Raw genomic sequence first — 14646 nt, 5'->3', positions numbered from 1 at the left:
GGTCTCTCCTAGCGGAAACGTCTACAGGAAGCGACCGGGCGCGGCGATCAGATCCCGCAGATACGGGTTCGACGCGCGCTCACGGCCGATGGTGGTGGCCGGTCCGTGGCCGGGCAGCACGACGGTGTCGTCGGCCAGCGGCAGGATCTTGTCCCGCAGGCTGGTCATCATCGTCGGGGTGCTGCCACCCGGCAGGTCGGTGCGCCCGATCGAGCCCGCGAAGAGCACGTCCCCGGAGAGACAGAGCTCCTCGGCGTCCCACGAGGAGCCCGCACCCGGCAGGCGGAACAGCACCGACCCGCCGGTATGGCCCGGTGCGTGGTCGACCGTCACCTCGATGCCCGCGATGGTGAGGACCGCGCCGTCGGTCAGCTCCGCCACGTCCTCCGGCTCGGTGTAGGGCAGCCGGCCGCCGAACATCGCGGTGAGGTCCGTGCTCAGGCCCTTGGCCGGATCGGCGAGCATCTCCCGGTCGCCGGGGTGCACGTAGGCCGTGATGCCGCGCGCGCCGCAGACCGGCGCGACGGAGAAGGTGTGATCCAGGTGCCCGTGCGTGAGCAGCACCGCCGCAGGTGAGAGGCGGTGCTCGGCCAGGGTCTCCTCGAGCTGGCCGAGAACCCCGATGCCCGGGTCGACCACCAGGCACTGCTCTCCCGGACCGGCGGCCACCACGTAACAGTTGGTGCCGAAGGCCTGGGCCGGAAAGCCGGTGACGAGCACGGTGGCAACCTCTCGGGAATCGGGTGCGAATCGTAACGAGAGTAGCCGGGCGGGCGCACGCCACTTTCTCAGGAGGTACCCGTACACTCTTGCGGGCGTGTGGCGTGCCGCACCCCTTGACATACAGAGGTGCTCCTGTGATTCCGGGCAGGCGTTCCTGTGATCCCAGGCAGGGAAGGACAGCGTTCGGTGGCTTCCAGCAAGGACCGGCAGCGCAAGCTCGCGCGGGCCAAATTCGACCGGCAGCAGGCCCGCCGGGCCGAGCGTGAGCGCCGCCGCCGCCGGGTCTCGGCGGCCGTCGGCACCACCCTCGCCGTCCTGCTCATCGCCGCCGGGGGCGCCTGGATCGGCGGCGCCTTCGACGACGACGAGGCGGCCACCGACACCAGCGCCCTCGATCAGTGCCTGTGGACGCCGCTGGGGGTGGAGAGCAACGCCGACCTCAAGGAGGTCGGCACACCGCCCACGAAAGACCTTCCCGAGTCCGGCACCGAGGCCATGACGATCACCACCGACAAGGGTGCCCCGATCGTCGTGGACATCGATGTGGCCAGCTCGCCGTGTGCCGCCGCCAGCTTCTCGTACCTGGCGGGCAAGCAGTTCTTCGACAACACCGAGTGCCACGAGCTCACCACCGAGGGCGCGCTGCGCTGCGGTGACCCGAGCGGCACCGGGCAGGGCGGTCCCACCTACACCTACTACGACGAGAACCCGCCGGCCGCCCCCGAGCCCGCACCCAGCGCCTCGGCCGCCGCCGCCACCGTGCTCTACCCCAAGGGCACCGTCGCCGTGCTCGGCAACCCCAAGGGCGTCAACGGCAGCCAGTTCCTGATCTTCCACAAGGACTTCGCCACCGCCGATCCGCAGTACTCGATCCTCGGCAAGGTCAGCAGTGGCCTGGACACGCTGGCCACCATCGCCAAGATCCCGACGGTCGAGAACAGCGCCGGCGACAAGGTCAAGCCCAAGGACAAGATCACCATCCAGACCCTGACCGTCGGCACGGCAGCCACCGGCACGGCTCCTTCCGCCGCTGCCAGCGCTGCCCCCTCGACAGGCGCCCAGTCGTGAGTGAAGGCAGAGACAGCAGCATGGAGGACACCGTGTCGTCGATCAAGGACCGGCAGCGTGCGGCAGCGCGTGCCCGGCTCGAGAAGGAGATGGCCGAGCGCTCCGCGGCCGCCCGCAAGCGCCGGCAACGGCAGGCGATCATCGGATCGGCCCTCGCGGTCGTGGTCATCGCCGGTGCGGCGTTCTTCATCGTCCAGGCGATGAAGGACGACAAGACCACCGAGGCGGCGGCCGTCCCGGACGCCTCGGCAAGCACGGGCGCCGACCCGGCGGCCAGCCTGCCCCCGGCCGGCCCCGGCACGGTCAACTGCGTCTGGACCCCGGCGGACGAGTCCGGCGGCGGCAAGGTCAAGGACGTCGGCACCCCGCCGTTCAACGTGCCGAACACCGGCAAGTCCACCCTGACGTTCGAGACGAACCTCGGCGCCATCTCGGCCGACATCGACCTGAGCAAGGCACCGTGCACCGGCGCCAGCTTCAAGCACCTGGCCGAGAAGAAGTTCCTCGACAACACCAAGTGCCACCGGCTGGTCAACAAGGACGGCTTCAAGGTCCTCCAGTGCGGCGACCCGTTCGCCACCGGCGAGGGCTACCGCGACACCGACGGCACCGGCGGCCCGAGCTACACCATGGTCGAGGAGAACCTGCCGACCAACGCCGAGAAGCCGTACCCGGCAGGCTCGATCGCGATGGCCAACACCGGCGCGGCCGGCAGCACCGGCAGCCAGTTCTTCATCTGCTCCGAGGACACCGTGCTCCCGGCCAACTACACGCTGCTGGGCACGATCAACAAGGGCCTGGACATCGTCCGTAACGTGGTCAAGGCCGGCGACGACGGCGCCTTCGAGCCGTCGCCCGGTGGCGGACGGCCGAAGACCGAGGTCGTCATCAAGACGATGACGCTCACCGCGGCCTGATCCCCGCAGAACATCCCGGGCCGGCATCGAGGATCACACCTCGGCGCCGGCCCGGTTGCTGAGAAGCACTTCGCGGCACCTCGATGCACTTCGCGGCACGGAAAAGCGGGCGAGCCCTCCGGAAGGGCTCGCCCGCTTTCTCGTTTCGTCAGGCGCCGGAAGTGACCCGGTAGGCGTCGAAGACGCCGTCCACCTTGCGGACCGCCGCGACCAGGTGGCCCAGGTGTTTCGGGTCGGCCATCTCGAACGTGAACCGGCTCACCGCCACCCTGTCCCGGGTCGTGGTGACCGTCGCGGACAGGATGTTGACCCGCTCCTCGGAGAGGACCCGGGTGACGTCGGCCAGCAGCTTGTGCCGGTCGAGCGCCTCGACCTGGATCGCCACCAGGAACGTGGACGCCGACGTCGGTTTCCAGCTGACCTCGACCATCCGCTCGGACTGGTCACGCAGGTCCTGCGCGTTGGCGCAGTCGTCACGGTGCACGCTCACACCGCCGGACCGGGTGACGAACCCGAAGACCGCGTCACCGGGGACCGGGGTGCAGCAGCGGGCCAGTTTGACCCAGACGTCGGAGACGCCCTTCACCACCACACCCGGATCCTGGGCCTGGCTACGGTTACGCGGCGGGCGGGTCGCGACTGCCGTCTCGGCGATGTCCTCGACCGCGCCCTCCTCGCCGCCGAAACCGGCGACCAGTTTCTGCACCACCGACTGGGCGGAGACGGCGTTCTCCCCGACCGCGGCATAGAGCGACGCGACGTCCGGCAGGTGCAGGTCGCGGGCGATCGTCATGAGGTTTTCGCTGGTCAGCATGCGCTGAAGAGGCAGGCCCTGCTTGCGCATGGCCTTGACGATCGCCTCCTTGCCGTCCTCGATCGCCTCCTCGCGCCGCTCCTTGTTGAAGAACTGCCTGATCTTCGTCCGGGCGCGCGGACTCTTCACGAAGCCGAGCCAGTCCTGCGTGGGACCGGCCGTCGCCGACTTGGAGGTGAAGATCTCGATCACGTCGCCGTTGGACAGCGGTGACTCCAGCGGCACCAGCTTGCCGTTGACCCGGGCGCCGATGCACTTGTGCCCGACCTCGGTGTGCACGGCGTAGGCGAAGTCGACCGGCGTCGAACCGGTCGGCAGCGGGATCACGTCGCCCTTGGGCGTGAAGACGTAGACCTCCTGGCTGGAGAGGTCGAACCGCAACGCGTCGAGGAACTCCGACGGGTCGCTCGCCTCCCGCTGCCAGTCGAGCAGTTGCCGCAGCCAGGTCATCTCGTCGATGTGCGCCGGCGGGCCGACGATCGTCGCGCCCTTCTGCTCCTTGTACTTCCAGTGGGCGGCGATGCCGAACTCGGCCGTGCGGTGCATCGCGAAGGTCCGGATCTGCATCTCGACCGGCTTACCGGTCGGGCCGATGACCGTCGTGTGCAACGACTGGTACATGTTGAATTTCGGCATCGCGATGTAGTCCTTGAACCGGCCCGGCACCGGCTGCCAGTTCGCGTGGATGACGCCCAGCGCGGCATAGCAGTCGCGGACCGTGTCGACCAGGATGCGGACGCCGACCAGGTCGTAGATGTCGTTGAAGTCACGGCCCCGCACGATCATCTTCTGATAGATCGAGTAGAGGTGCTTGGGCCGGCCGGTCGTCTCGGCCTTGATCTTCGCCGACTTGAGGTCGAGGCTGACCCGGTTGGTCACCTGGCGCAACAACGCCTCGCGCTGCGGCTGGTGCTCCCCGATCAGGCGGTTGATCTCCTCGAACCGCTTGGGGAAGAGCGTGCCGAAGGCCAGGTCCTCCAACTCCCACTTGATCGTGTTCATACCGAGGCGGTGGGCCAGCGGGGCCAGGATCTCCAGCGTCTCCTTGGCCTTCTGCTCCTGCTTGGCGCGGGGCAGGAAGGTCAGGGTGCGCATGTTGTGCAGCCGGTCGGCCAGCTTGATCACCAGGACGCGCGGGTCCTTGGCCATCGCCACGACCATCTTGCGGATCGTCTCGGCCTTGGCCGCGTCACCGAGCTTGACCCGATCGAGTTTCGTCACACCGTCGACCAGCAGCGCCACCTCGGCGCCGAAGTCGTTGCGCATGCTCTCGAGCGAGTAGTCGGTGTCCTCGATCGTGTCGTGCAGCAGCGCCGCGACCAGCGTCGTGGTGTCCATCCCGAGGTTGGCCAGGATCGTGGCGACCGCGAGCGGATGCGTGATGTACGGGTCGCCGGACTTCCGATACTGCCCGGAGTGCCACCGGGCAGCGACGTCGAACGCCTTCTGCAGCGCCCGTGCGTCAGCCTTGGGATGACTGGCCCGGTGGGTCGCGATCAGCGGCTCCAGGACCTCACTGACCTGCGTGCTCTGCCACGGCGCGTTGAACCGGGCGAGACGGGCGCGGACCCGCCGGCCGGTGGGTGCGCTCGCCAGGCCGAAACCACTGCCGGAATCGTCCGCGGGCGCTGGTGACTGGGTGGGATCGGGATCGCCAGCCGGGCTCTCGCCCGGACTCTGGGTCGGTTGCACCGTGCCCTCCGCCGGAGGGGCGACGTCGCTGGACACCGGCCTCCTCACACTTTCGCCGGGATCATCTGGTCTGTTCGGAACGCCCATCCTACCCGCACCGCCTCACCGAATACCCCGGCCGAACCTACGAATAAGCAGGTCCCACCGGGCGAATAACATCGAAGACGGATCAAACGGTCAACAGCGCGTGTACCTTGCGGGGGCTGAGCCGCTCCCGGCCGTCCAGGAAACCCAGCTCCATCAGCACGGTGAACCCGGCGATCACGCCGCCGGCCTGCTCGACCAGGTCCATCGTCGCACCCGCGGTGCCGCCCGTGGCGAGGACGTCGTCGACCACCAGAACGCGCTGTCCGGCCACGAAAGCGCCCTCGCTGACCTCCAGGGTGGCCTCGCCGTACTCCAGCCCGTAGGAGGCGGAGAAGGCCGGCCGCGGCAGCTTGCCCGCCTTACGGACCGGGACCACACCGGTGCCGGTGGCATAGGCGATCGCCGCCGCCATCACGAAGCCGCGGGCCTCGACCCCGGCCACCACGTCGAACGACCCGGCGCCGTAGTGGTCGACGATGCCGTCGATCACCTTGCGGAACGTCGGCCCGTCACCGAAGAACGGCATCAGGTCCTTGAAGACGATGCCCGGTTTCGGGAAGTCCAGCACGTCGACAGTGCCGCCGGCGACCAGCGCCGCCATCTCCGGGCCGCTGTCGCCGGTCATCTCGCTACTCACGGCGGACAGCCTAATGGAACGGCCCGCCACCCCCTCGGGGCGGCGGGCCGTTGCCCAGCATGGGAGAACTCAGCGGCGCTTGCCACCGGGCCGGTTGCCGGCCCCGCCCTGCCGCTTGGCCACCGGGCGGGCGCCCGGCCGCGGGGTGGTGCCACCGGCGAACGCCGGAACCTCGTCCGACGCGGTCCGGTTACCCGAGCGGGAACGCTCGCCACCGGCCGCCACGTCCTCCGAGCGCTGCGCCCGGCGGGCCAGCACACGGGCGTTGTGCGACTTGATCCGCGGCTCCTGGTCCTTCAGGTAGCTCAGCACCGGCGCGGCGAACACGATCGACGAGATGACGCCGACACCCATACCGACGAAGAGCACCAGGCCCAGGTCCTTCAGCGTGCCCGCGCCCAGCAGGCCGGCACCGATGAACAGCACGCCACCGACCGGCAGCAGCGCCACCAGACCGGTGTTCAGCGAGCGCATCAGGGTCTGGTTCACCGCGAGGTTCGTGGCCTCGGAGTACGTCCGGGTGCTGCCGCCGGTGATTCCCCGGGTGTTCTCCCGGACCTTGTCGAAGACGACGACCACGTCGTACAGCGCGTAACCGAGAATCGTCAGGAAGCCGATCACCGTGTACGGCGTGACCTCGAACCCGACCAGCGAGTAGACGCCCGCGGTGACGAGCAGGTCGAGCAACAGCGACGCGAGCGCCGCCACGGCCATCCGCCACTCGAAGGTGACCACCAGGTAGGCGGTCACCAGCACCAGGAAGATCGCCAGGCCGAGCAGTGCCTTGTTGATGACCGCGCCGCCCCAGGCCGAGGAGACCTGCTGGTCGCTGATGTCGCTCTCGGCGACGCCCAGGTCGGTCGCGAGGGCCGCCTTGACCTCGGTCATCTCGGACGGGCTGAGCGCGGCCGACCGGACCTTGAAGTTGGCCTCACTGCCGGAGCCGACCTGCTGCGCGGCGTTGACCTGCGCTTCCGGCTCCACCGCCTGGACCGCGGTCTTGACCGCGTCGAAGACCTCGGTCTGCGTGAGGGTCTTCCCGGCGACCTGCGCCGGGACCGAGAACTCACTGCCACCGGCGAACTCGATGCCCAGGTGGAAGCTCCGGATGAAGAAGCTGCCGATCGCGATCAGCACGAGCACCGCGGCGATCGAGAACCACATCTTCCGGCGGCCGACGATGTTGATGTTCGCCTCGCCACGGTACAGGCGGTTGGCGAGACTCGAGGAATTGGCCATGTCAGGCCTCCTTCACGCGCGAGGAGACGGACTCCTCGGTCTGGCTGCTGCGCAGGACGCGACCGAGGCCGCTGACCCTGGGCGACAGGAACGCCTTGGTGCTGGCGAGCATCGTCATGATCGGGTGACGGAACAGGAACACCACGACCAGGTCGAGCACGGTCGAGAGACCGAGCGCGAAGGCGAGGCCCTGCACCTGGCCGATCGACACGATGTAGAGAACCACGGCACACATGATCGTGATGGCGTTCGCCGAGATGATCGTGCGCCGGGCCCGGTGCCACGCCCGCGGGACCGCGCTGCGCGGGCTCCGGCCCTCGTGGATCTCGTCCTTGAGGCGCTCGAAGTAGATGACGAACGAGTCCGCCGCCACACCGAGCGAGACGATGAAACCGACGATGCCGGCCAGCGTCAGGGTGAAGCCGATCGAGCGGCCCAGGAAGACCAGGGCGCCGAAGGTGAGCAGCGCGGACAGGCCCAGGCTCAGGAAGATGACCAGGCCGAGCATGCGGTAGTAGAAGAACGCGTAGATCGCCACCAGGCCGAGGCCGATCGCGGCGGCGAGCAGACCAGCCTCCAGCTGCTGGTCACCGACGGTCGCGGTGATCGTCTGGGCCGGGCCCGGCGTGAACGTCACCGGGATCGCGCCGAAGTTCAGCTGGTCGGCCAGCTCCTTGGCACTCGCCGCGTCGAAGTCACCGGTGATCTGCGACTGGCCGGTCAGGACGGCCTGGATCTGCGGCGCGGAGATGACCGTCTTGTCCAGCACCACGGCGACGGAGCAGTGCGTCTCCCCCGAGGAGCCGAACGCGCTGGCCGCGATGTAGCAGGGCTCGGTGGCGGTGGCCTGGAAGGCCTTACGGGTCAGGGCGGCCCACTTCTTCTGGCCCTCGCTCTTGAAGTCGAGCGAGACGACCCACTGACCGGTGGTGCTGTCGAGCTGCGGGGCGGCCTCGCTGATGTCGTCACCGACGACCTCGGCCTTGTCCAGCGTCACCTTGGCGCCCTGGTAGCAGGCGACGACCTCCCGGCTGATGTCGTCGATCGCACCGTTGGGCCGCTGCTCCAGCTGCTCACAGCCGATCGTCGGCACGTTGAACTGCATCTTCGGGTCGAGAGCGTTGACCTCTTCGCCGGTCAGCGACCCGAACGCCTTGAAGGGCAGGCCCGCCTCCGGGTCGGTGGTCAGGTCCACCGGCGCGGTCAGCTTCTCGGCCGCGGCCCAGGCCGCGCCCACCTTCTTCGCGATCGCCTCACGCTGCGCGTTGACGTCGGGCGTGACCGGAGCCGGAGCGGCGGCGGCGGCCGACGCGGACGCCGCCGGGGCCGCCGCGGACGGCTCGGCCGACGGGGTGACGCTCGGGCTCGGCGCGAGCATGCCGCCGCCCTGGCCACCGGTCGACGGCGACGAGGAGACCGCCGGGGCGGCACCGCTGGCGCCGGCCGACGGCTTGACCGACGGCGACCCGGACGGGGCGGCGCTGCCGCTCGCCGAGGCGCTCGGGGTCGGGCTCGGCGGGTTGATCGCGGCGGCCGACACGTCGCCGGTCACCGCGGTCATCAGGCGGAACCGCATGTTCGCGGCCTGGCCGAGGCTCTTCAGCTGCTCCTTGGCCTCACCGGCGAGCGACACGACGATGGTGTCGTTGCCCTGGATGACGACCTCGGCCTCGGAGACACCGAGCGCGTCCACGCGGCTCTGGATGATCTCGCGGGCCTTCTCCATGGCGTCCGGCGCGGGCGTGCCGCCGGCCTGCGACGCGATGTAGGTGGCCTGGGTGCCGCCGATCAGGTCGAGGCCCAGCTTCGGCTCCAGCCGGTCCTTCCAGCTGCCCGACGCGCCGGCGGCGAAGAAGACGAGCAGATAGAGGACTGCGAAGACCAGACCGAGCACGCCGAGTTGGCGTCCAGGATGCATTTGTCCCTGTGGTGGTCGTGCCACGGCTTTTGGTCTCCCTGTGTTCCGGCCGCGCACGGCGCGGCACCATCTGTCTGTGACCGGCCGTCGACTGTCGAACGGCGGGCTGACGCACCGGCCCGTTGATACCTCAACGGATCCGGTGCGTACGGGGAAATGCGGTTCAGTCCTGCTTGCGGGTCTCGGTGACGGGGCTCTCCGGCTCGTCCACGTCGGTTTCCGCGTCGGGCGCGGGACCGTCGGGCTCCGGAATGACCTCGCCGGACTTCTGAACGACCTTGGCGATCGCCGGACGCGCGAAACGCACCTCGACGCCGGGCGAGATCTCCAGAAGGACCTCGCCGTCGGCCACGCCGGTGACGGTGCCGTGCAGGCCGCCGATCGTCACGATCTGGTCGCCCGGACCGAGCGTGTTCTGCATGTCCTGCGCCTCACGGCGCCGCTTCTGCTGCGGACGGATCATGAAGAAGTAGAAGACGGCGAAGAACAGCGCGATGATCAGGAAGAACGAGAAATCACCGCCGCCGCCGGCGGCTTGGGCATAGCTTGCCTCACGCACGAAAAAAGGCCTTCCGTCAGCCGCCGGCGCAACGGGTGGGCGGGCGCCGCGGCGATATGCGAATCCGGATGGAACGGCGGCGAGTCTAATAGGTCAACCTGGAGATAACGAATGCGGCACACGTCACGTTCACATCACGAGGGATAAGTTGCGCGGATCACGCGTCCCGGGCGAACAGGTCACCCTGGAACACGCCATGGCGACCGTCCGTAGGCGGAGTCCTACCCAGATGGGCCCAGCCGGCCTCGGTGGCGACCCGGCCCCGCGGGGTCCGGGCCAGCAATCCGGCCCTGACCAGGAACGGCTCGCAGACCTCCTCGACCGTGTCGGACTGTTCGCCGACCGCTACAGCGAGTGTGGACAGACCGACCGGACCGCCCTTGAACGAGTCGATCAGCGCGCGCAGCACCGCCCGGTCCAACCGGTCCAGGCCGAGAGCGTCGACGTCGTAAACCTGAAGTGCCGCCTTCGACACCTCCTCGGTCACCACCCCGTCGGCCCGCACCTCCGCGAAGTCACGCACCCGGCGCAGCAGCCGGTTCGCGATACGCGGTGTGCCCCGGGACCGGCGGGCGATCTCCGCCGACCCCTCCGGCGTGATCTGCACCCCGAGGATCCGGGCCGACCGGTGCAGCAGCGCGTCGAGATCCTCGTGCGAGTAGAAGTCGAGATGCGCGACGAAACCGAACCGGTCACGCATCGGCCCCGACAGCAGACCGGCCCGCGTGGTCGCACCGACCAGGGTGAACGGCTCCACGTCCAGCGGGATCGCCGTCGCGCCCGGCCCCTTGCCGACCACCACGTCGACCCGGAAGTCCTCCATGGCGCTGTAGAGCAGCTCCTCGGCCGGTTTCGCGATCCGGTGGATCTCGTCGATGAAGAGCACGTCGCCGGGGGCCAGGCCGGTCAGGATCGCGGCCAGGTCGCCGGAACGCTCGATCACCGGGCCACTCGTCGTACGGATACCGGTCCCCAGCTCGGCGGCCACGATGTTGGCCAGCGTCGTCTTACCGAGGCCGGGCGGGCCGGACAGCAGGATGTGATCGGGTGGTGTGCCCCGGCCCATCGAGGCCTTGAGCAGCAGCTCCAGCTGGTCACGGACCCGGTGCTGGGCGATGAAGTCGGCCAGCCGGCGCGGCCGGACACTGGCCTCCGCGTCCAGCTCCTCGTCGAACGGCTCCGGCGAGACGAGTTCCTCGCTCATCGGGTCTTGCCCAGCAGGCGGATCGCCTGGCGCAGCAGCACCGGCACCGGCGGCGTCTCACCGTCGATCGTCTCGGTGACCGCGGCCACCGCCTGATCGGCCTGCGACGCCGTCCAGCCGAGCGCCAGCACACCCTGCCGGACCTGCTCCTGCCAGCCGCCGCTGAGCAGGCCGGCCGACCCGGTCCCGCCCAGCCCGATCGGGCCGATCTTGTCCTTGAGCTCGACGATCATCTTCTCGGCGCCGCGCTTGCCGATACCCGGGACGGCGGTCAGAACCGCGACCTCACCACCGGCGAGCGCACGACGTACCACATCGGGTTGATGAACCGCGAGAACCGCCTGCGCGATCCGCGGCCCGACACCGTTGGCCGTCAGGAGCAGCTCGAAGAGCTGTTTCTCGTCCTCGTCGGCGAAGCCGAACAGGGTCAGCGAGTCCTCGCGGACGATGAGCGTCGTGGCGAGCCGCGCCTCGGTGCCGGTACGCAGCCCGGCGAGCGTGCCCGGCGTGCAGAGGACCCGCATGCCGACACCACCCACCTCGACCACGGCGCTGTCGTGGAGGATCGCGGTGACCACACCGCGCACGCTGGCGATCATCGGCTGCTCCTGCGGGCGGCGGCCACTGCCGCGGCTTGTAGACGAGCGCGGGTGCCCCCGCGCCAGATGTGGCAGATGGCGATGGCGATGGCATCGGCCGCATCCGCCGGTCTCGGCGGCTCGGCCAGTTTCAGCAACCGGGTCACCATAGCGGTGACCTGCACCTTGTCGGCGGTGCCGGAGCCGGTGACGGCCGCTTTGACCTCACTCGGCGTATACGTCTGGACGGGGAGCCCGGCCCGCGCGCCGGCCAGGATCGCCACTCCGCTGGCCTGCGCCGTGCCCATCACCGTCCGGGCGTTGTGCTGCGCGAACACCCGCTCGACGGCGACGCTCTCCGGCTCGTACTGCTCGACGAGGGTGGCCAGCGTCCGGTCCAGATGCAGCAGACGCTGGGAGATGTCCTCGTCGGGGTCGCTACGCACGACGGTGTAGCCGATCAGCTTGCCCGGCCGCCCCGGCATCCCCTCGACGACGCCGACGCCGCATCTCGTCAGCCCCGGATCGATGCCGAGCACCCGCACAGACTGCCTCCCCCTCGCGAACGTGTGTTCGACACCCTAATACGCGAGCCTCTTGCGGCCTTCGCCGACACGCCTCGACGATGGAGTCCGGGAGGCCGGTCATGCACCTGATTCCGCCGATGGACGACGAGCCGCCACCGGACTACGTCGCCTTCGTCACCCTGCACGCTCCCGGGCTGCGCGCCGAGGCCACCCGGCTGGTCGGTGGCGCGCCGGTGGCCGAGCAGATCTACCTGGCCGTGCTCACCGACCTGGCCGGCCGGTGGCGGCGCCTCCGCCTCCTCGGGATCACCGAAAGTCACATGCGGCAGCGGCTGACGGCCCGGACCGCCCAGTGGCGCGACGATCAGGTCTACGAGGTCGAGGTCCGCGTCCTACGGCCGCCGGATCCGGTGGTCCCGGTCTTCTCCGAGGGCGGCAGCCTGGCCTTACGCAAGGCCGAGATCATCGGGGGTACGACCAGAGCCGGCCTGGACGCACTGGCCGACGCGGAGATCGCCTGGGTACACGCCTACCTGAGATCCCAGTGGCGCCGCCTGCTCCGTTACGTGATCGGCAGCATCCTGCTCCTGGCCGTGATTGTCCAGTACATCACTTGGCTCGGCGTCGACCCCGCCTAGCGCCGGTACTCCGCTTCGAGTTCGGAGAGGAGCAGCGACCGCACCTCGACGTAGTCCGGCTCGTCGCCGGTCTCGTCCAGCCGCAGGATCGTAACCACCCCGTCATCGTCCCGGTGGTCCGGGGTTTCTTCGACGATCCAGTACTCAGGTATGCCGTGCTCGGCATACCAAAGCCTCTTCGCCACGAACTCACCGTTGGGTGAGTTCTTCGAAACAACCTCGACAACCAGGCTGAAGTAAGACGGCGCCAGATTCGAATATCCGACCGTGCCGGGTGGCAGCCCGGTCACCACTCCGACGTCCGGCAGCCGGCAGTCACGCGGCCGGGCTCCACGCACTCCAGGATCCTGGAAGACGCGGAGACCGGCCACACGAAGCATGAAGTAGAGACGCCCCGCCATGTCCTTGTGCCAGAAGCTGGACGGCGTCATGACAACGAGGTTCCCGACGTGCAGTTCATACCGGTACTCGTTGGGCAGGGCGGCGAGATCCTCGACATCGATGTCCTCGAGCGGGGGCAGGCGAAAACCTGGCTCGGTCAACACGGTCACCCCCTCACCCTACTAGTCCTTGGACATCATGTCACTCGTCAATAGCCGCCAGGACCTCATCCGAGATGTCGGCGTTCGAGTAGATGTTCTGGACGTCGTCGCAGTCCTCGAGGACGTCGATCAACTTGAGCACCTTGCGGGCCGCGTCCTCATCGAGCGGGACGGTCATCGTCGGCACCAGCGACGACTCGGCCGAGTCGTAGTCGATACCCGCACCCTGCAACGCGGTCCGTACCTTGACCAGGTCGTTCGGCTCGCTGACCACCTCGAACGCATCGCCCAGGTCGTTGACCTCCTCGGCGCCGGCGTCGAGGACGGCGAGCATCACGTCGTCCTCGCTGGAGCCGGCCTTCGGGACGATCACCACGCCCTTGCGGTTGAACAGGAACGTCACCGAACCCGCGTCGGCGAACGAGCCGTGGTTGCGGGTGAGCCGGGTGCGCACCTCGGTGGCCGCCCGGTTCCGGTTGTCGGTGAGGCACTCGATCAGGATGGCGACGCCGTTCGGGCCGTAACCCTCATACATGAACGACTGCCAGTCGGCGCCGCCCGCCTCGGCACCGGAACCCCGCTTGACCGCGTTGGTGATGTTGTCGTTCGGGACCGACGACTTCTTCGCCTTCTGGATGGCGTCGTAGAGCGTGGGGTTACCGGCCGGGTCACCACCACCGGTCCGGGCCGCGACCTCGATGTTCTTGATCAGCTTGGCGAACATCTTGCCGCGCTTGGCGTCGATGACGGCCTTCTTGTGCTTGGTCGTCGCCCACTTGGAGTGGCCGGACATGCGTAACCTCCGCTGTGATCAAAGGGCCTGGCGGACCATCTCGACGAAGTACCGATGGACACGAAGGTCGCCGGTGAGCTCCGGGTGGAAAGCCGTGGCGAGCAGGTTCCCCTGCCGAACGGCCACAATCCTACCGGCGGCGGTCCCCTCAGCCACGCGCCCCAGCACCCGCACGTCGCGGCCGGTCTCCTCGACCCACGGGGCGCGGATGAAGACGGCGTGGAACGGGCCGCCCTCGATGTCCTCGATCTCGACCGAGGCCTCGAACGAATCGACCTGCCGGCCGAACGCGTTGCGGCGCACCGTCATGTCGATGCCATGGAAGGACTCCTGGTCCGCACGGCCGTCGAGCACGGTCGCGGCCAGCATGATCATGCCGGCGCAGGACCCGTACACCGGCATGCCGTCGGCGATCCGCTTGCGGATCGGGTCGAGGAGCCCGAACGTGACCGCGAGCTTGCTGATCGCCGTCGACTCACCGCCCGGGATCACCAGCCCGTCGACGTCGGCGAGCTCCTCGGGACGCCGGACCGGACGCGCCAGCACGTCCGACTCGGCCAGCGCGGTCAGGTGTTCACGCACGTCGCCCTGGAGGGCCAGCACTCCGATGTTCACGGCCCAACAATAGGAAGCCGTGGCCGGGCGGGGTAAAGCAGGCCACCGTGGGGCCGATTGGCTATCGGAACGCACGTGACGAGTTCGTACGATCC

At 68.9% G+C, this 14646-nt stretch carries 15 protein-coding genes; 3 read left to right on the top strand and 12 right to left on the bottom strand.

Going from position 1 to position 14646, the window contains the following annotated elements; all coding sequences use genetic code 11:
• Positions 1 to 21: 21 nt before the first annotated feature.
• Positions 22 to 720 carry an MBL fold metallo-hydrolase gene (locus ACFO0C_RS08090; protein WP_378065918.1) on the bottom strand — a complete coding sequence of 233 codons (699 nt, stop codon included), beginning with the start codon at positions 718 to 720 and terminating at the stop codon, positions 22 to 24.
• 189 nt (positions 721 to 909) lie between these two features.
• On the opposite strand from ACFO0C_RS08090, the gene ACFO0C_RS08085 reads away from it, so the two are divergent.
• Together ACFO0C_RS08085 and ACFO0C_RS08080 are read left to right on the top strand one after the other, a co-directional pair.
• Complete coding sequence (locus ACFO0C_RS08085; protein WP_378065917.1) at positions 910 to 1791, top strand: peptidylprolyl isomerase; 882 nt, start codon at positions 910 to 912, stop codon at positions 1789 to 1791.
• A 32-nt stretch (positions 1792 to 1823) separates the two neighbouring features.
• Entirely contained in the window at positions 1824 to 2708 is an 885-nt protein-coding gene (locus ACFO0C_RS08080; RefSeq protein WP_378066082.1) for a peptidylprolyl isomerase, read from the top strand.
• A 148-nt stretch (positions 2709 to 2856) separates the two neighbouring features.
• On the opposite strand, the gene ACFO0C_RS08075 is transcribed toward ACFO0C_RS08080, so the two are convergent.
• From ACFO0C_RS08075 to ruvC, 8 genes are all read right to left on the bottom strand, one after another.
• Positions 2857 to 5250: a RelA/SpoT family protein gene (locus ACFO0C_RS08075; RefSeq protein WP_378065916.1), complete on the bottom strand. Its 2394-nt coding sequence runs from the start codon at positions 5248 to 5250 to the stop codon at positions 2857 to 2859.
• 133 nt (positions 5251 to 5383) lie between these two features.
• Positions 5384 to 5926 (bottom strand): adenine phosphoribosyltransferase, encoded by a 543-nt coding sequence (locus ACFO0C_RS08070; protein WP_378066081.1) that lies wholly within the window; start codon positions 5924 to 5926, stop codon positions 5384 to 5386.
• A gap of 81 nt (positions 5927 to 6007) precedes the next feature.
• Positions 6008 to 7177: a protein translocase subunit SecF gene (gene secF, locus ACFO0C_RS08065; protein WP_378065915.1), complete on the bottom strand. Its 1170-nt coding sequence runs from the start codon at positions 7175 to 7177 to the stop codon at positions 6008 to 6010.
• 1 nt (position 7178) lies between these two features.
• Complete coding sequence (gene secD, locus ACFO0C_RS08060) at positions 7179 to 9095, bottom strand: protein translocase subunit SecD (protein ID WP_378065914.1); 1917 nt, start codon at positions 9093 to 9095, stop codon at positions 7179 to 7181.
• Positions 9096 to 9258: 163 nt separating this feature from the next.
• The gene (gene yajC, locus ACFO0C_RS08055) at positions 9259 to 9654 is read right to left on the bottom strand and encodes a preprotein translocase subunit YajC (RefSeq protein ID WP_378065913.1); all 396 of its coding nucleotides are present in this window, start codon (positions 9652 to 9654) and stop codon (positions 9259 to 9261) included.
• A gap of 157 nt (positions 9655 to 9811) precedes the next feature.
• Entirely contained in the window at positions 9812 to 10858 is a 1047-nt protein-coding gene (gene ruvB, locus ACFO0C_RS08050; protein ID WP_378065912.1) for a Holliday junction branch migration DNA helicase RuvB, read from the bottom strand.
• The gene (gene ruvA, locus ACFO0C_RS08045; RefSeq protein WP_378065911.1) at positions 10855 to 11457 is read right to left on the bottom strand and encodes a Holliday junction branch migration protein RuvA; all 603 of its coding nucleotides are present in this window, start codon (positions 11455 to 11457) and stop codon (positions 10855 to 10857) included. The genes ruvB and ruvA overlap by 4 nt, the downstream gene beginning before the upstream one ends.
• On the bottom strand, positions 11454 to 11981 hold the full coding sequence (ruvC, locus tag ACFO0C_RS08040) for a crossover junction endodeoxyribonuclease RuvC (protein ID WP_378065910.1): 528 nt from the start codon (positions 11979 to 11981) through the stop codon (positions 11454 to 11456). Before ruvC ends, ruvA begins: the two co-directional genes overlap by 4 nt.
• Positions 11982 to 12082: 101 nt before the next feature.
• Here ruvC and ACFO0C_RS08035 point away from each other — a divergent pair, with 101 nt between their 5' ends.
• Complete coding sequence (locus ACFO0C_RS08035) at positions 12083 to 12601, top strand: hypothetical protein (RefSeq protein WP_378065909.1); 519 nt, start codon at positions 12083 to 12085, stop codon at positions 12599 to 12601.
• On the opposite strand, the gene ACFO0C_RS08030 is transcribed toward ACFO0C_RS08035, so the two are convergent.
• The 3 genes from ACFO0C_RS08030 to pdxT are packed head-to-tail and all read right to left on the bottom strand — an operon-like array spanning position 12598 to position 14551.
• On the bottom strand, positions 12598 to 13152 hold the full coding sequence (locus tag ACFO0C_RS08030) for a Uma2 family endonuclease (protein ID WP_378065908.1): 555 nt from the start codon (positions 13150 to 13152) through the stop codon (positions 12598 to 12600). The genes ACFO0C_RS08035 and ACFO0C_RS08030 overlap by 4 nt on opposite strands.
• 31 nt (positions 13153 to 13183) lie before the next feature.
• Positions 13184 to 13936: a YebC/PmpR family DNA-binding transcriptional regulator gene (locus tag ACFO0C_RS08025; RefSeq protein WP_378065907.1), complete on the bottom strand. Its 753-nt coding sequence runs from the start codon at positions 13934 to 13936 to the stop codon at positions 13184 to 13186.
• Between the two features lie 18 nt (positions 13937 to 13954).
• Positions 13955 to 14551: a pyridoxal 5'-phosphate synthase glutaminase subunit PdxT gene (gene pdxT / locus ACFO0C_RS08020; protein ID WP_378065906.1), complete on the bottom strand. Its 597-nt coding sequence runs from the start codon at positions 14549 to 14551 to the stop codon at positions 13955 to 13957.
• Positions 14552 to 14646: the final 95 nt, after the last annotated feature.

This window comes from Actinoplanes subglobosus, from assembly GCF_042650585.1.
Classification (GTDB): Bacteria; Actinomycetota; Actinomycetes; order Mycobacteriales; family Micromonosporaceae; genus Actinoplanes; species Actinoplanes subglobosus.
Note: the sequence above shows the minus strand (reverse complement) of the source record. Positions and strands in the feature narration are given on the sequence as shown.

Excerpts from the sequence above, each read along its gene's own strand:
- ACFO0C_RS08070 (WP_378066081.1), bottom strand. The coding sequence starts at position 5,926 with ATGACCGGCGACAGCGGCCCGGAGATGGCGGCGCTGGTCGCCGGCGGC.
- secF (WP_378065915.1), bottom strand. The coding sequence starts at position 7,177 with ATGGCCAATTCCTCGAGTCTCGCCAACCGCCTGTACCGTGGCGAGGCG.
- secD (WP_378065914.1), bottom strand. The coding sequence starts at position 9,095 with ATGCATCCTGGACGCCAACTCGGCGTGCTCGGTCTGGTCTTCGCAGTC.
- ruvB (WP_378065912.1), bottom strand. The coding sequence starts at position 10,858 with ATGAGCGAGGAACTCGTCTCGCCGGAGCCGTTCGACGAGGAGCTGGAC.
- ruvA (WP_378065911.1), bottom strand. The coding sequence starts at position 11,457 with ATGATCGCCAGCGTGCGCGGTGTGGTCACCGCGATCCTCCACGACAGC.
- ACFO0C_RS08035 (WP_378065909.1), top strand. The coding sequence starts at position 12,083 with ATGCACCTGATTCCGCCGATGGACGACGAGCCGCCACCGGACTACGTC.
- ACFO0C_RS08025 (WP_378065907.1), bottom strand. The coding sequence starts at position 13,936 with ATGTCCGGCCACTCCAAGTGGGCGACGACCAAGCACAAGAAGGCCGTC.